Source organism: Shewanella sp. FJAT-52076 (assembly GCF_019457455.1).
Taxonomy (GTDB): domain Bacteria; phylum Pseudomonadota; class Gammaproteobacteria; order Enterobacterales; family Shewanellaceae; genus Shewanella; species Shewanella zhangzhouensis.
Window position 1 is genome coordinate 1,438,911 of the sequence record NZ_CP080415.1, and the last position, 21,827, is coordinate 1,460,737.

At 53.1% G+C, this 21,827-nt stretch carries 16 protein-coding genes and 3 tRNA genes; 12 read left to right on the top strand and 7 right to left on the bottom strand.

The genetic code is table 11. The features are described 5' to 3' along the window. Nucleotides 1-29: 29 nt before the first annotated feature. Genes K0H79_RS06195 through K0H79_RS06205 form a run of 3 tightly spaced genes read right to left on the bottom strand, consistent with a single transcriptional unit; the run spans nt 30 to nt 5,033 of the window. Nucleotides 30-1,949, bottom strand: a complete 1,920-nt coding sequence (locus K0H79_RS06195; RefSeq protein WP_220077677.1) for an OmcA/MtrC family decaheme c-type cytochrome — start codon at nt 1,947-1,949, stop codon at nt 30-32. 26 nt (nt 1,950-1,975) lie between these two features. Continuing rightward, nucleotides 1,976-4,072: an MtrB/PioB family decaheme-associated outer membrane protein gene (locus K0H79_RS06200; RefSeq protein ID WP_220077678.1), complete on the bottom strand. Its 2,097-nt coding sequence runs from the start codon at nt 4,070-4,072 to the stop codon at nt 1,976-1,978. A 10-nt stretch (nt 4,073-4,082) separates the two neighbouring features. Further along, a complete protein-coding gene (locus tag K0H79_RS06205; RefSeq protein WP_408733384.1) occupies nt 4,083-5,033 on the bottom strand; it encodes a DmsE family decaheme c-type cytochrome in 951 nt (316 codons plus the stop codon). A gap of 401 nt (nt 5,034-5,434) precedes the next feature. On the opposite strand from K0H79_RS06205, the gene K0H79_RS06210 reads away from it, so the two are divergent. The 3 genes from K0H79_RS06210 to glnS all read left to right on the top strand — a co-directional run bounded on the left by K0H79_RS06210 (nt 5,435) and on the right by glnS (nt 9,803). Continuing rightward, on the top strand, nt 5,435-5,689 hold the full coding sequence (locus tag K0H79_RS06210; protein WP_203326531.1) for a FeoA family protein: 255 nt from the start codon (nt 5,435-5,437) through the stop codon (nt 5,687-5,689). Continuing rightward, a complete protein-coding gene (feoB, locus tag K0H79_RS06215; RefSeq protein WP_220077679.1) occupies nt 5,682-7,976 on the top strand; it encodes a Fe(2+) transporter permease subunit FeoB in 2,295 nt (764 codons plus the stop codon). Before K0H79_RS06210 ends, feoB begins: the two co-directional genes overlap by 8 nt. A gap of 159 nt (nt 7,977-8,135) precedes the next feature. Continuing rightward, nucleotides 8,136-9,803 (top strand): glutamine--tRNA ligase, encoded by a 1,668-nt coding sequence (glnS, locus tag K0H79_RS06220; protein ID WP_220077680.1) that lies wholly within the window; start codon nt 8,136-8,138, stop codon nt 9,801-9,803. Between the two features lie 67 nt (nt 9,804-9,870). Here glnS and K0H79_RS06225 read toward each other — a convergent pair whose 3' ends face one another. Then, complete coding sequence (locus K0H79_RS06225) at nt 9,871-10,467, bottom strand: Yip1 family protein (RefSeq protein WP_011759333.1); 597 nt, start codon at nt 10,465-10,467, stop codon at nt 9,871-9,873. Nucleotides 10,468-10,651: 184 nt separating this feature from the next. Between K0H79_RS06225 and miaE the strand changes: the two genes are divergently transcribed. Next, complete coding sequence (gene miaE, locus K0H79_RS06230) at nt 10,652-11,419, top strand: tRNA isopentenyl-2-thiomethyl-A-37 hydroxylase MiaE (RefSeq protein ID WP_220078105.1); 768 nt, start codon at nt 10,652-10,654, stop codon at nt 11,417-11,419. 22 nt (nt 11,420-11,441) lie between these two features. Here the strand turns inward: miaE and K0H79_RS06235 are convergent, their stop codons facing one another. Both K0H79_RS06235 and K0H79_RS06240 read right to left on the bottom strand, forming a co-directional pair. After that, nucleotides 11,442-12,158: a UDP-2,3-diacylglucosamine diphosphatase gene (locus tag K0H79_RS06235; protein ID WP_220077681.1), complete on the bottom strand. Its 717-nt coding sequence runs from the start codon at nt 12,156-12,158 to the stop codon at nt 11,442-11,444. 10 nt (nt 12,159-12,168) lie between these two features. Beyond that, on the bottom strand, nt 12,169-12,663 hold the full coding sequence (locus K0H79_RS06240) for a peptidylprolyl isomerase (protein ID WP_220067258.1): 495 nt from the start codon (nt 12,661-12,663) through the stop codon (nt 12,169-12,171). 141 nt (nt 12,664-12,804) lie between these two features. On the opposite strand from K0H79_RS06240, the gene cysS reads away from it, so the two are divergent. Then, complete coding sequence (gene cysS, locus K0H79_RS06245; protein WP_220077682.1) at nt 12,805-14,184, top strand: cysteine--tRNA ligase; 1,380 nt, start codon at nt 12,805-12,807, stop codon at nt 14,182-14,184. A gap of 70 nt (nt 14,185-14,254) precedes the next feature. Here cysS and folD read toward each other — a convergent pair whose 3' ends face one another. Further along, entirely contained in the window at nt 14,255-15,109 is an 855-nt protein-coding gene (gene folD / locus K0H79_RS06250) for a bifunctional methylenetetrahydrofolate dehydrogenase/methenyltetrahydrofolate cyclohydrolase FolD (RefSeq protein ID WP_220067260.1), read from the bottom strand. A 237-nt stretch (nt 15,110-15,346) separates the two neighbouring features. Here folD and K0H79_RS06255 point away from each other — a divergent pair. The 7 genes from K0H79_RS06255 to lon all read left to right on the top strand — a co-directional run bounded on the left by K0H79_RS06255 (nt 15,347) and on the right by lon (nt 21,756). Continuing rightward, nucleotides 15,347-15,423 (top strand) — tRNA-Pro (locus tag K0H79_RS06255). A 64-nt stretch (nt 15,424-15,487) separates the two neighbouring features. Continuing rightward, nucleotides 15,488-15,564, top strand: a tRNA-Arg gene (locus tag K0H79_RS06260). Between the two features lie 12 nt (nt 15,565-15,576). Then, nucleotides 15,577-15,652, top strand: a tRNA-His gene (locus tag K0H79_RS06265). 252 nt (nt 15,653-15,904) lie between these two features. Then, nucleotides 15,905-17,209, top strand: coding sequence for a trigger factor (tig, locus tag K0H79_RS06270; RefSeq protein ID WP_220077683.1), 1,305 nt, complete (start codon nt 15,905-15,907; stop codon nt 17,207-17,209). An 89-nt stretch (nt 17,210-17,298) separates the two neighbouring features. Beyond that, nucleotides 17,299-17,907 (top strand): ATP-dependent Clp endopeptidase proteolytic subunit ClpP, encoded by a 609-nt coding sequence (clpP, locus tag K0H79_RS06275; RefSeq protein ID WP_011759340.1) that lies wholly within the window; start codon nt 17,299-17,301, stop codon nt 17,905-17,907. Between the two features lie 85 nt (nt 17,908-17,992). Continuing rightward, nucleotides 17,993-19,270 carry an ATP-dependent protease ATP-binding subunit ClpX gene (gene clpX, locus K0H79_RS06280; protein ID WP_011759341.1) on the top strand — a complete coding sequence of 426 codons (1,278 nt, stop codon included), beginning with the start codon at nt 17,993-17,995 and terminating at the stop codon, nt 19,268-19,270. 128 nt (nt 19,271-19,398) lie between these two features. Next, nucleotides 19,399-21,756 (top strand): endopeptidase La, encoded by a 2,358-nt coding sequence (gene lon / locus K0H79_RS06285; RefSeq protein WP_220077684.1) that lies wholly within the window; start codon nt 19,399-19,401, stop codon nt 21,754-21,756. The last annotated feature ends 71 nt before the right edge of the window (nt 21,757-21,827 follow it).

A 21,827-nucleotide genomic window follows, 5' to 3' on the forward strand; every position in this document is an offset into this window, starting at 1 on the left:
GCCGCCCACTCTGGGCGGCTTTTTAATCATCAATGAATTGGGTGAACCTTAAGCACATCGGCCATGCCACCTTGGCTGTGACAGGTGTTGCAGCTTTCTGTGCCCGCGGTGGCATCGGCCTTGGTTCCGGCAAACACGCCACCCTGTTGGGTCATGTGGTTTTTGGCGCTGTCGGACTCGTGGCAGTTACTGCAAATGGCAGCGGTGGGGCTGGTAAAGCTGCCATCGCTGAGCGCCATGGGCTGCACTGCTGTGGAGAGCGGCAGCGCTACGCTGAGTACACCATCGGCGTTGTTGGTGTGGCACTGGGCGCAGTTGCCAATGTTGCCGGGATAGTTGAGGGTCTCGAAGCCTTCAAACTTGCCCCTGTGCAGCGCATGAATGAGCTGCTTGAAATCAGCCGTTGTATGGGCAGGATTGGCGGCAGTAGCATCTGCCTGCATATTGTGGTTGTGGCACAGCTGGCATTGGCCTTCCAAATCGTTGCGGGCGCCATGGAAGTTAAGCTTCTGATCGCCATGGCAATTACCACAGGTTTCATTGGTCACTACGGTGCGACGTCCAGCGGTGGTCAGCATGGACGAATCAAAGAAGCGGTGCGACGATTTGATGACCAGCACATCTACGCCGTCACCACAGGCAACCAGTTTGCCATCGGCGGCGCAAACGCGCCCCTGAACGGCAAGGGTGCCGGTGTCCGCTTCAGTGCCGGCTGGGACCGTCAATCCGGTGATTTGATAGCTGTTCACCCCATTTTCAGAGGCCACAGCCGCTGTGCTTTGCAGCCGTATTGAGCGGGCGCTGCGGGTGGTGTAATCCATGCTGCCGCCCCAGTTGGCGTATACCCGCAAATCCGACACGAAATCCAGGCTATCGGCGGCGCCGTAGACTTCACCATTTTGCGGATTGACGAGTTTTACGCCCACCGTGACAGTGCCAGCGGCCATGCTGGCTGATGTTAGCTGTACCTCAAAGGCGGCCAGTGCATCGTCGGCTGCTTTATCGGAGTGCACCTCTGCAGTCCAGTCGGCATTGTGACAGGCTACACAATTGGCGTTGGTTGGCTGGGCAGGGTGGCCTTCACCAGCGGGGAAGTTAATGTTGGTATGACAGCTGCCACAGGCCTCCATGGTGGGAATTTTGTGCCAATTCTGATTGTCGGCGAGCGCCTCATCGGGCTTATGACATGTCTCGCAATCGGCCAGCGGCTGGGGGAACCCTGCCAGGTGTTTGCTGTGAACCATGGGCGCGAACACATTCGCGGGGTTGGATACCCGGGTGGCGTTATGGCAGGTAACACAGGTTTCGACCTGATTGTATCTGCTGCCATGGAAGGCCAGATTGCTGTGACAACTGTTACAGGTGTCGATACTGACAATATTACGGGTATAGGCGGGCTCGCCAGCGGTTTGCCAGTCTTTGTGGGCATTGGTAATGGGCAGTGGTGTGCCGTCGGGCAGGCTATCGCCCCCAAGCTTGATCACCAAACGCTGGGTGGCACCCTCTATCAGGCTTTGACCATTCATGCCATCAAAGGGGGCGCTGAAACTGTAGGTGTAAATACCGGTTTTCAGGTCGGTATAACTGCCGGGGCAGGTGGAGGCACAGTTTTCAGAGCCGAAGTATTGCCAGGTGCTGGCATTGCCTGCGCCGGTGAAGCCTTCTGGTACCAACTGGGCTGCGATAAAGGTAGCGGATGGTATGCCCACCACCACCTCATCATCCTGGTTGGTTACCCGATATTTTACCGAGGCAATGCCATCGGTGAAGCCGACATCCATAAACTCCACATGCAGGCTTTGAATCGTCATGGCCGGTTCGCCGCCCGGGTCACCGGGTTTTCCGGGATCGCCATCACTGCCGCCACAGGCGGCCAGTGCCAGCAGCGTTGCTCCCGCCAGTGGCAGGTGGCAAAGGCGTTTGATGCTTATTCTTTTGCTGATACTCATGGTTGCGTTCCTTCCTTGCGTGCCTGTTACCACTGATAACTGAAACTGAATCCGAGATAGTGCGCCTGATAATCGTGGCCCAGTGAGCCAAGCAGGATCAGGTTGGGTATGCTGGCCGGTGTGAGACCTTCGTTGCCCCAGTCCATGTCGCTGTAGTTCTCATAGAGCCAATCGAGACGAAGCGACATGGCATCGCTGAGCTGGTAATTGGCATAAGCACTGACGTTATGGCGGGTGGCGCTGTAGGGACCGTAGATATTTGACAGACCCAGGCTGACTTCGGTGTCACTGCTGCCATCGCTGTACCCATAGTCGAGCCCGAGGCTGAGTTTGTTGTCCATGAGGTTTTGCCATTTCAGCCCAAGGCTGGCGGATGTGTGCTCATCCCGGCTTTCACCAGTCCAGCGACTGACGCCAGAGTTGCTGCCAAACTGAGTGGTATCACGCCAGTCCATGCCCAAAAATCCGTTCAATAGCAGGTGTTCAGTCAAGGGATATCCGGCATTCATGCCAAAACCTGTGTACTGCACTTCGCCGAGGCCAAGCTCACTTTCACTGAAATCTTCATTGCCCGAGTGGACATTGAATTGCAGTGATAAATCCGCGAAGTAATGGTCTGTCATCAAGCGGATTTCGCGCTTGTCTCTGTCGGCAAGAAAATACTGGCGCATGGCGCTTTGATTCTGTGCCTGGGTATTGCTGCTGGTCTGGTAGCTGTCGCCACGGCGTGCGCTGACTTCGCCTTTCAGGCTGACGCGCCAGCCTGCCATAATCTGCCCTCTGACAGTGGCCTCAAAGTGGTTTTCGAATACTGAATCCCGGCTCAGTTCGCTGTAACTGTTGTGGTCGTAACGGTAGAGGGTGTCCAGGTCCCATTGGCGGCTGAAACGGTATTTTGCGCCCAGTTTCAGCAGCTGGCGGGTCCTGTCGTAGCCTTTGTTGTAGTACTCACCACGATAGATGCTGTCGGTTGTAACCAGAGGGTAAAGGTACTCCGGGGTTTTATTGTCGCGGTCGCGAAAATCATATGAGGCGCGCACCGAAAATTCCCGGCTAAGCCTGTTGCTGTAGGCGAGCCCCAGCTCCATCAGGTCCACCTGAGTATCCGGGCTAATGACGGGCAATGCAGGCGATGGGCCGGTTACTGTGGCATTCAGCAGCGGCTCATCCTGGGTCAGGCGGCTGAAGCGCGCCCGCATAATGGCCTGCTGCGCGCCTTCAAAAAACTGCAGGTCGGTTCCCAGGCTAAAAGCCTGATTATCAGGATCAACCGCCATTTGCCCGTTATAGGCTGCACCAAAGGTTGGGTAGAAGGCATTGTCGAATGCAAGACGCTGATGATCGTTACTGTATTTGCTGAATTGGCCGTTGATGCCACCCAAAAACCTGTCACCGCGCCAATATACCTTGGCATCGAGGGTGTCTGTGCTGTCGTCTATGGGTTTGGCAACCATGGCAGCGTTGGTCAGCAGGTTAACGCTGCTTCGCTGGGCGCCTTCGCGGGTTTCGTGCCGAAAGTTGAGTTCACTGGTAAAACTGTCACCGGTAACGGCGCCGCCAAGTTCAAAGCGCTGACGTTTTTTCTCCAGTTTCACGGCAGTTGCATCCCGCAATCCTGTCATGCCTGCGGTGGTACCGGCGGTTTGCCAGTTATCCGGCAATACCAGCAGGTCACCCTCGGCACTGTATGGCGTTACCCCTTGATTGGTGTCGTATCGGGCAAGCGCGCGATAGTCGAGATAAAACTGATAGTGGCCGGGCTTTCTGATGGCGAGCCTGGCGCTGGATGCATCAAATCCCAGCTTGTCGGCCTGGAAATCGAGTCGGTAATCCTTGTCGCCGCGGTGTTGAATGTCAGCACTGACATAGCCAGTGGCACCATCGGCGTCTGTGCCTGTGGTGTTTGCAAAGTGGCTGTCTTCGCCGTCCTGCCAGGCGATGCCGGCGGTGATGGCTGAGGTGGATTCAGATTTGCTTTCACATCCTTTGCAAACCCAGGCGTCTTTCTTCACTGAGGTGCGGTTGGCGTCTTTCAGCCCGTAACCCGCCATGGCCTGTCCGGACAGCCCCAGGAGTATGGCGGATGCAATCAGGCTCAGCGTGGGGGAGAAATGGGGTTTCATTTGAGTCTCCTTAGCGCTGCAGCAGCTTGCCGGATGGATGATTTGAGCCATGAACCTGACTGTGGCAGTTCATACAGCTCTGCCCGGCTGTAAAGGCACTGGGCGCCGTGCCGAACTGGGCATTGGCGGTATGGCCAACACTGGCATGGCATTGCTGGCACAGCTGCGGCGCCTTAATGGTGAGCATGGCTTCGTTAACGCTGCCATGCACCTGATGGCAACTGGCGCAGTTGTCCGTTACCGGGGCGTGTTCCCAGAGTTTGGGGCCGCGTTTTTCGGCGTGGCAGGCATAACAATTTTCATTGATGCTCATCTGCTTGAGGCTGGACTCCCCCAGACTGCCGTGGGGATTGTGGCAGTCACTGCACACCATCTGGCCGTTTTCGACCGGATGACTGGAGCGCTTGTGGATATCGGCTTTTTGTTCGAGATGGCAGGTGGTACACACCTCAACTTCAGTGGTTCTTTGCTGAACCGGGTCTTTGGCGGCATGAATAAGGTGGCAGCTTGCGCAGGGAATGTCGGCACTGTTGTGATGGCTGCCTTCCCACGCCATACGCTTGTCGTCCTGGTGGCAGGAAAGACACACGCTGTTTTGCTTGTCTGCGGCAACCGGGGCGTCTTTACCGAAGGTGATCATCGGCTCCTTGCCGCCCTTGTTGTGATTGCCCATGGGGCCGTGGCAGGCTTCGCATTGGAGATCGGCCATGGGGGATGCGCTGGAGTGGGTACTGCCGTGGACGTTGTCGAACAGCGCCATGACGGTTGCGCTCTTCTTGTGGCACATCAGACAGGTGTCAGCGCCCTTTGGGGAGTACTTGCCTTCGGCGAATTTTTTGTCGAGCGTTGCCTCAACTTCTGAGGGCGGCATGTCTTTCCAAGGCGTTGCTGCTGCCTGAAACGAAAACAGCAGGCTCAGCAGACACAGGGTCAGCATCCTGCATTGAACGGGGATTTCCATCTTCATTCTCACACTTCCTGAGGCGCGTTCGGGTTTATAGTTATTTATGGTTCGCTAATTGAGTAATTGAGCGAAACACTAATGCAAAAGTGTAGTTTAAATTTGCGACAAGTCATTAACACATCTGCATCCAGGTATTAATAATTAGTTTGATTTTTCAAGGAATATAGTGGAAGTGTGATGCTGGTCACGTCTGGATTTGCTGGTTGGTCTAGGCAACGTACCGATTTAGTTCAACAGAGGCATTTATTCTGCGTATCTTTTGCCGCATAATTGATGACTAATTGAAAATTATTATCGTTACCAGTCAAAAAGTTGATCCAGGTACGATTATCGACTGATGGACTTGGTTAGAATGCCAGGCAGTTGATGATTGAGATTAAGCAGGGTGGACCTTGTTAATGAAATTGAGTGACCTTCGCCCGGGTGATAAAGCAGTAATCGCCGAAGTAGGGCAATTGGACCTGCCTCAAACAGTTAAACGCAAACTGTTGTCCATGGGGATAACGCCCAACACCCGTTTGACATTTATCCGTAAGGCGCCGCTGGGCAGTGGTATTGAACTCGATATCCGCGGCAGTAAGCTTTGTATGCGTCTGGAGTTGGCTCAAATCATAGAGGTCAATCCCATTGAGGCGGGAGTCGTTCATGGCTAAGCAATTTCACTGTGTCACCGTTGGCAATCCCAATGCCGGTAAGTCCACCCTCTTTAATGCCTTAACCGGTGCCAACCAGCAGGTGGGGAACTGGTCAGGGGTAACGGTAGAAAAGAAAACCGGCCATTTCAGTCTGAGCGGTGCCGATGTTTACCTCACTGATTTACCTGGTATTTATGATATTTTGCCTGCAGGCAAGAGCTGCGATTGTTCCCTCGATGAACAAATTGCCCAGCAGTATCTGGCAGAACAGCACATGGATGGCATCATCAATCTGATAGATGCCACCAATATTGAGCGCCATCTGTATCTCACCGTGCAACTGCGCGAACTTGGCATCCCCATGGTGGTGGTGGTCAATAAAATCGACATCGCCCTGAAACGTGGTGTCCATGTCGATATTCAAAAGATGTCTCAGGAGCTGGACTGTCCTGTGATTGCGGTATGCGCCAGAGAAGCTAAAGACGTTCTTAAGGTGCAGGAGCAGGTTGTTGCCCTGCTGGAAGGCAAGGTCTCAGAAGCTCCCTTGATGCTCGGTTATGAGGGTGCCATTGAGCGCGCTGTCACTGAGCTTTTGGCAAAAGATAACGGCCTTAGCCGTGGCCGTGCACTTGCCATGCTGGGCAACGGTTTGGGCTGCGGTCAGTGCAAGAACAGCGAGTTCGAGTCGGAAGTAAGTCGCTGCGCCGATGGGCTTAAGGCCAAGGGGCTGGACATCGAATTGATGGTCGCCACGACCCGCTTTAATTTTGTGGAGCGTGTTTACCGTGCGGCTGTTGCCAATGATGATGCGCCTACGTTAAGTGACCGTCTGGACGGATTGGTGTTGCATCCGGTATTGGGTGTGCCCGTGTTCCTGCTGGTCATGTATCTGATGTTCATGTTCGCCATTAACGTGGGCAGTGCCTTTATTGATTTCTTCGATATTACCGCCGGCGCCTTGTTTGTGGACCACTTCGGCGCTCTGCTTGGCGATTGGGGCGCGCCAGAATGGCTGGTTACCCTGCTGGCTGGTGGTATTGGTCAGGGCATTCAAACCGTGGCGACCTTTATTCCGGTGATTATGGCGCTGTTTCTGGCCTTGTCAGTGCTGGAAAGCTCTGGCTATATGTCCCGTGCCGCCTTTGTAGTGGACGGGCTGATGCGCCGCATCGGGCTGCCCGGCAAGGCGTTTGTGCCCATGATTGTTGGCTTTGGCTGCTCTGTGCCGGCCATTATGGCTACCCGTACTCTGGGCAGTGAGCGTGAACGTATCGTCACCGGTATGATGGCGCCCTTCATGTCCTGCGGTGCCCGTCTGCCGGTTTACGCGCTGTTTGCGGCTGCATTCTTCCCGAACTCAGGTCAGAATCTGGTGTTCCTGCTTTATATCATAGGTATTATCGCCGCCATCGGCACCGGGCTGTTGCTGCGAAGCACCCTGCTGCCGGGGGTAAGCAGCGCCGTGGTAATGGAATTGCCAAACTACGAGATGCCTAAATTCAAGGCTGTGGTATCCCGTACCGGTAAGCGTACCAAGAGCTTTATCCTTGGCGCCGGTAAAACCATCGTGCTGGTGGTGACTCTGCTGAACTTTATCAATGCCGTGGGCGTGGATGGCACCTTTGGCCATGAAGACAGCAGCGAGTCTGTGCTCAGTGTAGTGAGCCAGAAGGTGACACCCATTTTCTCACCCATGGGAATTGAAGAAGGCAACTGGCCTGCCACAGTGGGTATCATCACTGGGATTTTTGCCAAAGAAGCCGTAGTGGGCACCCTGAACAGCCTGTACAGCACGCCAGGTGCTGATGAAGAGGAACTGACGCCGCTGTCTGAGTCTTTCGGTGAAGCGCTTGCCACCATTCCTGCAAACTTGTTGGGGATTGCCCCTGAAGATCCTATGTCCATGTCGGTGGGTGATGTATCCAGTGTGGATACTGCAGCAGAAGAGCAGGGCGTTGATCGCTCAACCTTCAGTGCACTGCAGTCCGGTTTCAGTGGTCAGCTGGCAGCCTTCTCTTATCTGGTGTTTGTGCTGCTTTACACCCCATGCGTCGCCGCCATGGGCGCTCTGGTAAACGAGTTTGGCAAGGGCTGGGCTGTGTTTGCGGCTACCTGGACCTTTGGCCTGGCCTACGGCACTGCAACCCTGGTGTATCAGTGGGGCAACGTGGCTTTGCATCCGCTGCAAACTGTGCTCTGGACTGCGGTTATTGCTGGTGCTCTGATAGCCTTCTTCATCTATCTGAAGCAGAAAGGTCGTAAGACTCAGCAGATTATTCCCGGGATACGCATCATCACAGAGTGATGAGCGTCAACGGGAAATCGAAAAGCAGCCTGTGGGCTGCTTTTTTACTATCAAGGCACTGAACCGGGCTGTTTTTTATGTGCAGGCATTGTCAGCGGCAGGTTTCTGTAGGATCATGCAGGTTTTGAAAAATTTGCCACTGTTTGCAAGAGGAACTCCATGAGTCACGTGGACAACGAAGTACGTCCCAGTAACTTCATTCGCAACATCATAGATGAAGATTTGGCCAGCGGTAAGCACACCAGTGTGCACACACGTTTTCCGCCGGAGCCAAACGGCTATCTGCACATTGGCCACGCCAAATCCATCTGCCTGAACTTTGGTATTGCAGAGGATTACAAGGGCCAGTGCAACCTGCGTTTTGATGATACCAACCCTGAAAAAGAAGACATCGACTACGTGAATTCGATTCAGGAAGACGTTAAGTGGCTCGGGTTCCAGTGGGATGGAGAGGTTCGCTACTCCTCCAACTATTTCGATGAGCTTTACGGTTATGCGGTTGAGCTCATCAACAAGGGCTTGGCCTATGTGTGTTTCCTCAATGCTGAGGAAACCCGTGAGTATCGTGGCACTCTGAAAGAGCCGGGTCGTAACAGTCCATATCGTGATACCTCACCCGAAGAAAACCTGGCGCTGTTTGAAAAGATGCGCGATGGTGGCTTCAAAGAAGGTGAGTGCGTGCTGCGTGCCAAAATCGATATGGCGTCGCCCTTTATGTGTATGCGCGACCCCGTGATTTACCGCGTTAAATTCGCCCATCACCATCAGACCGGTGACAAGTGGTGCATCTATCCGATGTACGACTTTACCCACTGTATCTCGGATGCGCTGGAAAACATCACCCACTCGCTGTGTACGCTGGAGTTCCAGGACAACCGTCGTCTGTACGATTGGGTGCTGGATAACCTCAATGACTTCCAGGCGCCAAACCGTACCCGTCAGTACGAGTTTTCCCGTCTGAATCTTGAATACACCCTGATGTCCAAGCGCAAGCTGAACGACCTGGTGGTACGTGGCCTGGTGTCCGGTTGGGACGACCCTCGTATGCCAACCATCGCCGGTTTGCGTCGCCGTGGCTACACGCCAGCGTCTATCCGCGAGTTTTGTCAGCGCATTGGTGTGACCAAGCAGGACAACCTGGTTGAAGTGGGCATGCTCGAAGCCTGTATTCGTGAAGATCTCAATGAAAACGCCCCACGCGCCATGGCCGTTATTCGCCCTATTAAGGTGATCATCGAGAACTTCACCGCCCCTGAGCTCGAGTATGTGAGGGCGCCTGTGCACCCCAACCTCGAAGAGATGGGTGAGCGTGAGCTGGCGTTTGGCCGTGAGATTTACATCGACGCCGCCGACTTCCGTGAAGAAGCCAATAAACAGTACAAGCGTTTGGTGCTGGGCAAGGAAGTGCGTCTGCGTAATGCTTATGTAATTCGAGCTGAGCGCTGCGAAAAAGATGCCGAAGGTAATGTAACCACTGTGTACTGTACCTACGATCCTGAGACTCTGGGCCAAAACCCAAGTGATGGCCGTAAGGTGAAAGGTGTGATCCACTGGGTTGAAGCGACCACCGCTCTGCCTGCTGAGTTCCGCCTGTACGAGCGTCTGTTCAACGATGCCAATCCGGCAGCCGCTGAAACCGTGGATGAAGTACTCAATCCTGCCTCGTTGGAGGTGGTGCATGGTTTTGCCGAGGCGCCGCTGGCCAATGCTAAAGCCTCTCAAGCGTATCAGTTTGAGCGTGAAGGTTATTTCTGTGCTGACAGCAAAGACTCAGCTCCGGGCAAACTGGTGTTTAACCTGACAGTTGCACTGCGCGAATCCTTCTGATTATTGAGCAGATAATAAAAAAGGCGCCAATGGCGCCTTTTTTATTGGTAAGTTTTTGCAGTATTGATTACTGAAGCATGGGGCCAAAGCCGAGGCTCCACAAAATCACGCTGCCCGCCATCAGAGCAACCAGCAATACAAGACCTGCGGTAACCACAGAGCTGGCATAGATAAAGCCTTTTTCTTCAGGGATGTTCATGATGATGGGCACGCCGGTGTAAAGCAGGTAAACCGAGTAAGCCAGACCAATCAGGCCAACCACCATCATAAACCAAAGCACAGGGTAGAGTGCCGACAGGCCCACCATAAAGAGGGGAGTCGCGGTGTAGGTTGCCAATTCGAGGGCCTGAGTAAAATCAGGTTTGGCATCGAAGGTAATGGCCATCCAATGCGCCAGGTAGGCAAGTCCAAACACACCGGCTATCAAGCCAAAATACATACCAACGGACATATAGATGGCACTTTGACTGGTCAGGAATAAAGGCTCTCCTGCGCCCGGATTCCAGCCGATATGGGCCATGGCAAAGTAACTGCAAATGGGTGGAATGAGTGCGATGAGCAATAGATGGCTCATGCTGCTTTTCAGTGCTTCGTGGTTCTTTTCAATTGTGTGCCACTCTTCTTTTGGATGAGTGTATAACCCCAATAAGTGATTCAGTACCATTATAATTATCCTTGTTCAGCAGTGATCCCCGAGCTCGCCAAACTGCAGACGAGCCTGTTACAGCTCTGAGATTATTTATTGAACAAAAATTGACATCCGTCAAGGTGGGCAAATCTTGCTACTGTTAACGCGCGGGCGAAGCCAGTAGAATGGCGGGCTTTAATCGAATGAGGAAAGCTGTGTGATAGAGCAGTTGTTGGCGCCGGTCAGAGCATTTCTTGCCTGCGAAACCCCGGATGCCTGGATTGAGAAAGCCAAAGACCCCAGTGTGTTACAGTCGATTTTGGTTGACCATTGCAACTGTGAGCTTAAAGCCGCACAAACGGCCCTGTTCTTAATCCGCAAATATGCGGTAGACCCAGAGTGCGGTTCGGCGCTACTTGCCTGGGCTAAGCCTTATGAAGAATTTGTCTATCACAAAGACCGGGATATGGCGGCCTTCCTGGCCCGTACCGGGAAAAAGAACGAACTGGCTACTGAGCTTAAACCCAAATCAGGCTTTGCGTTTGGCGACGAACTGATTGCCAGAATGGTTCGATTGATTAAGGAAGAGTTTCATCATTTCGAGCAGGTGCTTGAAATCATGCATGCCAGAGATATTCCCTATACCAATATAAACGCAGGGCGTTATGCCAAGGGCATGATGAGTCATGTGCGTACCAGTGAGCCTGCTACCCTGGTTGATAAGCTTATCGTAGGCGCCTTTATCGAGGCCCGATCCTGTGAGCGTTTCGCCAAACTGGCCCCCTTTATGGACGAAGAGCTTGAGCGTTTTTACGTGTCGCTTTTACGTTCAGAGGCCCGGCACTATCAGGATTATTTGACCCTTGCCGAGATGATTGCGGGGGAAAATATCGACCAGCGTATCGCTTATTTTACCGGGGTGGAAGCGGCGCTGATTCAAGGAGTCGATGAGGAGTTCCGCTTTCACAGCGGCGTACCGCTTATCTGAGCGCTTTTAGTTGGCGCAGCTTTCAGTTGCCGCCAAGCGGCTTAGCTTGAAGGTTGGGTCCTTCGGCGGTCATCTCCAGTACGCTGCTTTGGCTGTACCAGTCACCCACCACAATACGGGTACCGGCACTTTCATGGTGTATAGCTGGTCTGTGGGTATGGCCGTGGATCATCTGCGTGCAGCCGTGCTTTTGCAAGAGGTCGGCAACGGCATGGGGTTCAGCATCCATGATGTACTGGCTCTTCAGCTGATTACCGGCCTTGCTTTTGGCCCTGAGATTAGCGGCAATGCTCAGTCGTTTACTTTGGGATAGCTTGCTGTATATCCACTTCACCCAAGGCTGGTTTCTGAACCAGCGAAAGCGCTGGTAGCCCTTATCAAGCGTACAGAGACTGTCGCCGTGAAGCAAAAGGGTGGGTATTCCGTAGAGGTCGATTTGATGCACTTCATCAAGGAGCTGCATCTTACTGACCGCGGCAAACTGCTTTCCAATTAAAAAATCACGGTTTCCGTGAATAAAATAAATTGGCAGCCTGTGGCTGAGCGCAGCAATATCGGCGGCAATATCCAGTGCAAAGGGTTCGGCAATATCATCACCCACCCACACTTCAAACAGATCGCCCAGAATATACAGGGCGTCCACATCATCGAAGGACTGGGAAAGAAAGCGACGAAAGGCCGAGGTAATATCGGGGCGATCTGCACTTAAATGCAGATCGCCGATAAAAAGGGTGCGCATCTGACCTGAATTAGCCTTCGATGCTGACCTTTTGAATAACAACGGCTTCCAGCGGCACATCCTGGTGCATGCCACGGTTGCCGGTGTTTACGCCCTTGATGGCGTTTACTACGTCCAGGCCTTCAACCACTTCACCAAACACGCAGTAACCCCAGCCCTGCATGGACTCAGATTTGAAGTCTAGGAAGGTGTTGTCATTTACGTTGATGAAGAACTGGGCCGTTGCCGAATGCGGGTCGGAAGTACGGGCCATGGCGATGGTGCCAACCTTGTTGGACAGACCGTTGTTGGCCTCGTTTTTCACTGGCTCATGGGTGCGCTTTTGCACCATATCTTCGGTAAAACCGCCGCCCTGGATCATAAAGCCATCGATAACACGGTGGAAAATAGTGCCGTCGAAGAATCCCTCGCTGGCATAGCGTTGGAAGTTTTCGGCAGTGACCGGTGCTTTTTCGTGGTTCAGTGCGATTTTGATATCGCCAAAGTTGGTGTGCAATGTGATCATCGTTGCGGTACTCATTTGAAAGTGTCGGCGGATTCTAACTTATCTGGAACGGCCCTGAAAGTGCAGTATTCAAGGGCTTTGGAGCATGATAGACTCACAGGCTTGATTTTACACCCAGTGCTTAGCGGAAAGAGAGCAAGAATGTTGAAGATATACAATAGTATCAGTCGTCAAAAAGAGGAGTTTAAACCCATACAGCCAGGCAAAATCGGCATGTATGTTTGTGGTGTGACGATCTATGACCTGTGCCACATTGGCCATGGTCGTACTTTTGTGTGTTTCGATATGATTGTGCGTTATCTGCGTTACCGCGGTTACGAGGTAAATTATCAGCGCAATATCACCGATGTGGATGACAAAATCATCAAGCGCGCCAATGAAAATGGCGAAAGCTGTGACAGCCTCACCGAGCGTTTGATTGGTGAAATGCATGCCGACTTCGACGCGCTGAATATGGTGCGTCCAAGCTTCGAACCCCGTGCGACTCTCCACATCGACGAAATCATCGACATGGTGACCCGTCTGCTTGACCGTGGTCATGCTTATATAGCTGCAGACGGCGATGTACTGTTTGATGTGTCCTCTTATGCCGCATACGGCCGTCTGTCAGGGCAGGACCTGGAGCAGCTGCAAGCCGGTGCCCGCGTTGAAGTGGATGAGAACAAACGTAATCCGATGGATTTCGTGCTGTGGAAGATGTCCAAGCCCGGCGAGCCTACCTGGGAATCCCCATGGGGCCCGGGTCGTCCAGGTTGGCACATCGAGTGCTCGGCCATGAACAGCAAGCACCTGGGGCTTCATTTCGACATTCATGGCGGTGGCAGTGATTTGCAGTTCCCGCACCATGAAAACGAAATTGCGCAGTCCTGCTGCGCCCATGACACGCCATATGTAAACACCTGGATGCACACAGGTATGGTGATGGTCGACCGTGAAAAGATGTCCAAGTCCCTTGGCAACTTCTTCACCATCCGGGATGTGCTTGCACACTACGATGCCCAGACCGTGCGCTATTTTCTGCTGTCCGGTCACTATCGCAGCCAGCTGAACTACAGCGAAGACAACTTGAAGCAGGCTCGCGCGTCCCTCGAGCGTATGTATACCGCACTGAAAGGTCTGGACCTGACCGTTGACGCCGCCGGTGCTGACGAGTTCGTCAGCCGCTTTGTTGCTGCCATGGACGATGATTTCAACACCCCAGAGGCCTATTCGGTCCTCTTTGATATGGTGCGCGAAATCAACCGTCTGAAAACCAGCGACATGGCTGCGGCGTCCCAATTGGGTGTAGCGCTCAAAGCGCTTGCCGAAGTGCTGGGCATTTTGTCTTCAACGCCTGAGGCTTTCCTCCAGGGGGATGGCAATGCCGACGAAGTGGCGGAAATTGAAACTCTGATCGTTGAGCGTAACCGTGCCCGCGCCGAGAAGGACTGGCCTGCTGCCGATGTAGCCCGCGACCGCTTGAACGCCCTCGGTGTAGTGCTTGAAGATGGTCCGGAAGGCACTACCTGGCGCAAGAAGTAAACTACTTTTGAGTTCAAACAAAAACGCCTGCAATTGCAGGCGTTTTTTATGGCGCTATCACCTTGTTGACTCAGTCGTGATAGTTCTCAGCGGCATAGAGGGTGTTTTCCAACAGACTCGCAATGGTCATTGGACCCACACCACCGGGCACAGGGGTAATAAAGGCTGCACGTTCGGCGGCCACATCGAATTCAACATCCCCTACCAAGCGGCCGTCATCAAGACGGTTGATACCTACGTCAATCACAATGGCGCCGGGCTTAATCCAGTCACCGGGAATGAAGTTGGGTTTACCCACAGCCACCACCAGCAAGTCTGCCTGACGCACCTTATCTTCAAGGTTTTTGGTAAAGCGATGGCAGGTAGTAGTGGTGCAGCCGGCAAGCAGTAGTTCCAGCGTCATGGGGCGGCCCACGATATTGGAGGCGCCAACAACAACGGCGTCCAAACCATAGGTATCCACGCCGGTGGAGCGGATAAGGGTCATGATGCCCATAGGGGTACAGGAGCGCAGCACAGGAATGCGCTGTGCCAATCGGCCCACATTATAAGGGTGGAAGCCATCGACATCTTTATCGGGGCGAATACGCTCAATCACCTTGGAAGAGTCAATGTGTGCAGGCAGCGGCAGTTGCACCAGAATGCCATCGATGGCCGGGTCTTCATTGCAGCGGTCAATCAGCGCCAGCAGATCGTCCTCGCTGGTGGTGTCGGGCAGGTCAAAGGACTGGGATAAGAATCCGACCTCTTCGCAGGCCTTGCGCTTGGAACCAACATAGACCTGAGAGGCGGGATCCAACCCCACCAGGATTACGGCAAGACCCGGAATGCGCTGGCCGGCCTCTTTACGGGCTTTTACCTTGTCGCTGAGGGTAGTGCGAATGGCACGGGCAATGGCCTTACCATCGATATTTTGGGCTGTCATGGTTGTAGGGCTTCCTGTATTCGACTGTGTTAAACCAGCCTGAAGTTTTTAGCGCGCACATTCTAACAGCCAAGGGCCACAGTGTCATTGTCCCCATTGGCGGCAAATCCCGATAACTCTGTATTGTTCTATAATTCGCCAGGCAGATTTCAGCATTAAAAAAATCGTTGACGGGTGTCAGGTGAGGGGATAAGATGCGCTCCGTTCTGACGCAAGGCGTCGATAATAGAACGATTTCGGTGATTAGCGCAGTCCGGTAGCGCATCTGCTTTGGGAGCAGAGGGTCAGAGGTTCGAATCCTCTATCACCGACCAAATTATAAGTCGATGCAGGTATGCGTCGACTCCCCGGATAGGCTTCAACGATTGTTGATACCTTGCGCCCGTAGCTCAGTTGGATAGAGCATCCGCCTTCTAAGCGGATGGTCGCAGGTTCGAATCCTGCCGGGCGTGCCATAAAATTCAGTGGTGACTGTAGCTCAGTTGGTAGAGTCCCGGATTGTGATTCCGGTTGTCGTGGGTTCGAGCCCCATCAGTCACCCCACTTCTTCAGAAGGTTAAAAAGCGGCCAATGGCCGCTTTTTTTCTAGCCTTAAACGCCGGTTTCAGGCTCGACTCAAGCAATATCGGTGGCTATAATGTCGCGTCTTGATAACTGTCAACCATCAGCGACCAGTGCCGACGCGCCCGTCGTGACAGGCATTAAAGTCAATTTAAAAGATCAAGAAACGAACACCTTAATAGTTGAACACTCGGCTATTTACAAAGGACGTTAGACATATTTCGAGGTAAAACAATGCAAGTTTCTGTTGAAACAACTCAAGGCTTAGAGCGTCGCCTGACCATCTCTGTACCTGCCGAGCAGATCGAAAAACTGGTTAACGAGAGCCTGAAGCGCGAAGCCAAGCGTGCCCGTATCCCTGGTTTCCGTCCTGGTAAAGTACCAATGAGCGTTGTCAGCAAGCGCTACGGCGCCGCTATCCGTCAGGATGTGACTGGCGAAATCATGCAGCGCAATTTTGTTGAAGCCATCATCGCCGAGAAGCTGAATCCAGCTGGCGCACCTACTTTCATGCCTGGTGCAAGCGATGCCGACAAGTTTGAATTTGTTGCCACTTTTGAAGTGTATCCAGAAGTAGAACTCAAAGGTCTGGATGCCATCGAAGTTGAACAGCCAAAAGCTGATGTGACCGATGCTGACGTAGACAGCATGATTGAAACCCTGCGCAAGCAACATGCTACTTTCGACGCAGTCGAACGTGCCGCTGAAGAAGGCGACAAAGTAGTTATCAACTTTGTTGGCAGCGTAGACGGTGAAGAGTTCCAGGGTGGCAAGGCCGAAGGCTTTGAGCTGCAACTGGGCAGCGGTCGTATGATCCCTGGCTTCGAAGAAGGCATCAAAGGCCACAAGGCCGGTGAAGAATTCGAAATCGACGTGACCTTCCCTGAGGAATACCACGCTGAAAACCTGAAGGGCAAAGCGGCCAAGTTTGCTATCACCCTGACTGAGGTGAAAGCGGCTAACCTGCCAGAAGTAAATGACGAGTTTGCCAAGCTGTTCGGTATCACCGATGGCGGCGTTGAGGCTCTGAAGGCCGAAATTCGCAAAAACATGAGCCGTGAGCTGGATCAGGCCCTGAAAGCCAACGTGAAAGAGCAGGTGATCAACGGTCTGCTGGCTGCCAACGACATCGAGCTGCCAAAGGCACTTATCGATGGCGAAATCAACGTACTGCGTCGTCAAGCCGTTCAGCGTTTCGGTGGCAATGCTGCCAACATGCCTGAGCTGCCAGCTGAGCTGTTCGCTGAGCAAGCCGAGCGCCGCGTAAAAGTGGGCCTGCTGCTGGGCGAAGTTATCAAGTCTACCGAGCTGAAAGTAGAAGAAGAACGCGTTCAGGCGCTGATTGCTTCTATGGCTTCTGCCTATGAAGACCCAGCCGAAGTGATTGAGTACTACAACGGTAACAAAGAGCTGATGCAGAACATGCGTAACGTGGCTCTGGAAGAGCAAGCCGTTGAAGCTCTGCTGAAATCTGCAAAAGTGACCGAGAAGGAAGTTGCTTTTGAAGAATTTATGAACAAGGCTACCGGCCGCGCTTAACCGCAGCTTGACTTGATTGGCGTTAAGCCATTTATAATGGCTCGTATGAGGCTCCTCATGCGGGCCATTTTTATTTAGGGAAGGGATAAATGCATAACGCACCGGAATCAGTATTCAATGCGCTCGTGCCCATGGTGGTGGAACAAACCGCAAAAGGTGAGCGTTCCTACGATATCTATTCACGTCTGCTGAAAGAGCGAGTCATCTTCCTGGTGGGTCAGGTTGAAGAGCACATGGCTAACCTGATTGTTGCGCAGCTACTGTTTCTGGAATCCGAAAATCCAGATAAAGAGATTTATCTCTACATCAATTCACCCGGTGGCAGCGTAACTGCGGGTATGGCGATTTACGATACCATGCAGTTTATTAAGCCCAAGGTCAGTACCGTTTGTATCGGTCAGGCCTGCAGTATGGGCGCGTTCCTGCTTGCCGGTGGTGAAAAAGGCATGCGTCATTGTTTGCCAAATTCCAGGGTAATGATCCACCAGCCTTTGGGTGGTTTCCAGGGACAGGCATCGGATATCGCTATCCATGCGCAGGAAATTTTGGGTATCAAACACAAACTCAACCAGATGTTATCGCACCACACTGGCCAGCCAATGGAAGTGATTGAGCGTGACACTGACCGCGATAATTTCATGAGTGCAACCCAGGCCGTAGAATACGGTCTGATTGATTCAGTGCTGACCAGCCGCTGATTTTTGCATCTCTCTGGGCTAAGCTCAGATTGAAAGGTTGAGATAGAGAGACAAGCGACTGACAGGTCGCAAACGGGGTAAACTAATGGGTGAGAACAAGACTGGTGATGGCGGCAAACTGCTGTATTGCTCCTTCTGCGGAAAGAGCCAGCACGAAGTGCGAAAGCTGATCGCCGGACCATCCGTGTACGTCTGCGACGAGTGTGTTGAACTGTGTAACGACATCATTCGCGAAGAGATTAAAGAGATTTCGCCAAAGCGGGATCAGGACAAGCTGCCAACGCCTCATGAGCTGAGAGCGCACCTCGATGACTACGTCATTGGTCAGGAAAAGGCCAAGAAGGTGTTGTCGGTGGCAGTGTACAACCACTACAAGCGCTTGCGTAACGCAGGCCCCAAAGATGGGGTAGAGCTGGGTAAGAGCAACATTCTGCTCATTGGTCCCACAGGTAGTGGTAAGACACTGCTGGCCGAAACCCTGGCGCGCTTCCTCAATGTGCCTTTCACCATGGCCGATGCCACTACCCTGACCGAAGCCGGTTATGTGGGTGAGGACGTTGAGAACATTATTCAGAAGCTGCTGCAGAAATGCGATTACGATGTGGAAAAGGCCCAGCGTGGCATCGTCTATATCGATGAAATCGATAAAATCAGCCGCAAGTCCGACAACCCCTCCATCACACGTGATGTGAGCGGTGAAGGCGTGCAGCAAGCGCTGCTGAAACTCATCGAAGGTACCGTTGCTGCCGTGCCTCCTCAGGGCGGCCGTAAACATCCGCAGCAGGAGTTTTTGCAGGTTGATACCTCCAAGATCCTCTTTATTTGTGGTGGCGCCTTTGCTGGCCTTGAGAAAGTGATTGAGCAACGTACCCACACCGGCAGTGGTATTGGTTTCGGTGCTCAGGTAAAGGGCAAGGAAGAAAAAGAGAGCATGTCTGACATCCTCTCGCAGGTTGAGCCGGAAGATCTGGTTAAATACGGCCTTATCCCTGAGTTCATCGGTCGTTTGCCTGTGGTCGCTACCCTGGCAGAGCTGGATGAAGACGCACTTATCCAAATTTTGTCTGAGCCAAAGAACGCGCTCACCAAGCAATATGCAGCGCTGTTTGAGATGGAAAACGTTGAGCTTGAGTTCCGTGAAGACGCCCTTAAGGCCATTGCTCAAAAGGCGATGTCACGCAAAACGGGCGCCCGTGGTCTGCGCTCGATTGTGGAAGGTATTCTGCTGGATACCATGTATGACTTGCCGTCCCAACAGGGTGTGAGCAAGGCGGTGGTGGATGAGTCAGTGGTGAAGGGCGAGTCTGCGCCTATCCTGATTTACGAGCAGACCGAATCTCAGGCGGCCAGCGGCGACCAATAATTGCCCATCCGCGTTGAAAGCACGAATAAAGGAGTCCAATTGGGCTCCTTTTTTACATTTATGCCATTGAAAGGGCCGAAACAGCCCCAATATACTCGAATATAGTCCATCTGATACGGAATCGAATTATGTCCCAAGAGCGTGAAGCGCATTTCGAATTGCCGGTATTACCCCTGCGAGATGTGGTGGTGTACCCCCATATGGTCATTCCGTTATTTGTGGGTCGTGAAAAGTCTATTCGCTGCCTGGAAACGGCCATGGCCCAAGATAAGCAGATCATGCTTGTCGCTCAGCGAGATGCCGATCTGGATGAGCCCGGTGCTGACGACATTTTTGAGGTGGGGACCATCGCCTCCATTCTGCAGCTGCTGAAACTGCCTGACGGTACAGTTAAAGTGCTGGTTGAGGGGGGGCGTCGAGCCCGTGTGGCCCGTTACACACAGGAAGAGCCTTTCTTTATCGGCCGCATCGAAGAGCTGCCTTCGGCGCCACTGGAAGACAAGGAAGAAGAGGTGTTGGTGCGCAGTGCCATCGCCCAGTTTGAAGGCTACATCAAGCTCAATAAAAAAATTCCTCCCGAAGTGCTGACCTCCATGTCCGGCATCGATGAGGCTGCTCGCCTTGCCGACACCATGGCCGCCCATATGCCACTCAAGCTTGAAGACAAACAGTCTGTGCTCGAAATGGTGAACGTGGGTGAGCGCCTCGAGTACCTGATGGCCATGATGGAAGGCGAAATCGATTTGCTGCAGGTGGAGAAGCGCATCCGCTCCCGCGTGAAAAAGCAAATGGAGAAGAGCCAGCGCGAGTACTACCTGAATGAGCAAATGAAAGCCATTCAGAAGGAGCTTGGCGATCTCGACGACGGCCATGATGAATTTGAGACCCTCAATCGCAAGATTGAAGAGGCCAAGATGCCGGCTGATGCCAAAGACAAGGCCCAGGCAGAGCTGAACAAGTTGCGGATGATGTCTCCGATGTCAGCCGAGGCCACTGTGGTGCGCTCCTATGTTGATTGGATGACCTCAGTGCCCTGGTTTGAGCGCTCCAAAATCAAGCGCGACCTCTCCAAGGCCGAGCAGGTGCTCAATGCAGACCACTATGGACTGGAAAAAGTCAAAGAGCGCATCCTTGAGTATTTGGCGGTACAGACCCGGGTGAAACAGCTTAAAGGCCCAATCCTGTGTCTGGTGGGTCCACCAGGTGTGGGTAAAACCTCGCTCGGTCAGTCCATTGCCAAGGCTACCGGCCGTAAATATGTGCGGGTGGCGCTGGGTGGCGTCCGTGACGAAGCGGAAATCCGCGGTCATCGTCGTACCTACATCGGCTCAATGCCAGGCAAAATCATCCAGAAGATGGCCAAGGTTGGGGTGAAAAACCCACTGTTCCTGCTGGATGAAATCGACAAGATGAGTTCCGACATGCGCGGCGACCCGGCTTCAGCTCTGCTGGAAGTTTTGGATCCCGAGCAGAACGCTACCTTTAACGATCACTATCTGGAAGTCGATTATGACCTGTCCGATGTGATGTTTGTGGCAACCAGTAACTCCATGGATATTCCAGGCCCGCTGCTCGACCGTATGGAAGTGATTCGTCTGTCGGGTTACACCGAAGACGAAAAGCTCAACATCGCCAAGCAGCATTTGCTGCCAAAGCAGGTTGAGCGTAACGGCCTTAAGCCACAGGAAATCAGCGTCGATGATGGCGCGATTCTGGGCATTATCCGTTACTACACCCGTGAGGCAGGTGTCCGCGCCCTTGAGCGTGAGCTGTCGAAGATTTGCCGTAAAGTCGTGAAGCAAATTTTGCTGGATAAAGCGGTGAAACACGTGGATGTGACCGGTGACAACCTTAAGTCATTCCTGGGTGTTCAGCGTCACGACTATGGTAAGGCTGAGTCCAATAATCAGATAGGGCAGGTAACAGGTCTTGCCTGGACTCAGGTTGGCGGTGACCTTTTGACCATTGAAGCCACTTCGGTGGCGGGTAAAGGCAAGCTTACATACACGGGGTCTCTGGGCGATGTGATGCAGGAATCGATTCAGGCCGCCATGACAGTGGTGCGTGCCCGTGCCGAGCAACTGGGTATCAACCCTGACTTCTATGAGAAGCGCGATATCCATGTGCACGTGCCTGAAGGTGCCACGCCAAAGGATGGTCCATCAGCCGGTGCCGCCATGTGTACCGCACTGGTTTCAACCCTGACAGGTAATCCGGTTCGCGCGGATGTAGCCATGACAGGTGAGATTACCCTGCGCGGTGAAGTGCTGCCTATCGGTGGTCTTAAGGAGAAACTGCTGGCGGCTCACCGTGGTGGTATAAAGCATGTGCTTATCCCCAAAGAAAACGAACGTGACCTTGAAGAAATCCCCGCTAACGTGGTGGCAGATCTGGAAATTCACCCGGTTCGTTGGGTGGACGAAGTGCTGAAATTGGCGCTGGAGCGCCCGGTTGAAGGCTTCGAAGTGGTCAAAAACGCCGGATAAGGCAAAAAAGTGCGCTACAGGCTTAAAAAAAGTGAAAAAAGGGGCTTAACAAACCCTTGACCTGTGGTAGC

Bases quoted from the DNA above. Each gene is read 5' to 3' on its own strand.
- K0H79_RS06195 (WP_220077677.1), bottom strand. From the start codon at position 1,949: ATGAGTATCAGCAAAAGAATAAGCATCAAACGCCTTTGCCACCTGCCA.
- K0H79_RS06200 (WP_220077678.1), bottom strand. From the start codon at position 4,072: ATGAAACCCCATTTCTCCCCCACGCTGAGCCTGATTGCATCCGCCATA.
- K0H79_RS06205 (WP_408733384.1), bottom strand. From the start codon at position 5,033: ATGGAAATCCCCGTTCAATGCAGGATGCTGACCCTGTGTCTGCTGAGC.
- K0H79_RS06210 (WP_203326531.1), top strand. From the start codon at position 5,435: ATGAAATTGAGTGACCTTCGCCCGGGTGATAAAGCAGTAATCGCCGAA.
- feoB (WP_220077679.1), top strand. From the start codon at position 5,682: ATGGCTAAGCAATTTCACTGTGTCACCGTTGGCAATCCCAATGCCGGT.
- glnS (WP_220077680.1), top strand. From the start codon at position 8,136: ATGAGTCACGTGGACAACGAAGTACGTCCCAGTAACTTCATTCGCAAC.
- K0H79_RS06225 (WP_011759333.1), bottom strand. From the start codon at position 10,467: ATGGTACTGAATCACTTATTGGGGTTATACACTCATCCAAAAGAAGAG.
- K0H79_RS06235 (WP_220077681.1), bottom strand. From the start codon at position 12,158: ATGCGCACCCTTTTTATCGGCGATCTGCATTTAAGTGCAGATCGCCCC.
- K0H79_RS06240 (WP_220067258.1), bottom strand. From the start codon at position 12,663: ATGATCACATTGCACACCAACTTTGGCGATATCAAAATCGCACTGAAC.
- cysS (WP_220077682.1), top strand. From the start codon at position 12,805: ATGTTGAAGATATACAATAGTATCAGTCGTCAAAAAGAGGAGTTTAAA.
- folD (WP_220067260.1), bottom strand. From the start codon at position 15,109: ATGACAGCCCAAAATATCGATGGTAAGGCCATTGCCCGTGCCATTCGC.
- tig (WP_220077683.1), top strand. From the start codon at position 15,905: ATGCAAGTTTCTGTTGAAACAACTCAAGGCTTAGAGCGTCGCCTGACC.
- clpP (WP_011759340.1), top strand. From the start codon at position 17,299: ATGCATAACGCACCGGAATCAGTATTCAATGCGCTCGTGCCCATGGTG.
- clpX (WP_011759341.1), top strand. From the start codon at position 17,993: ATGGGTGAGAACAAGACTGGTGATGGCGGCAAACTGCTGTATTGCTCC.
- lon (WP_220077684.1), top strand. From the start codon at position 19,399: ATGTCCCAAGAGCGTGAAGCGCATTTCGAATTGCCGGTATTACCCCTG.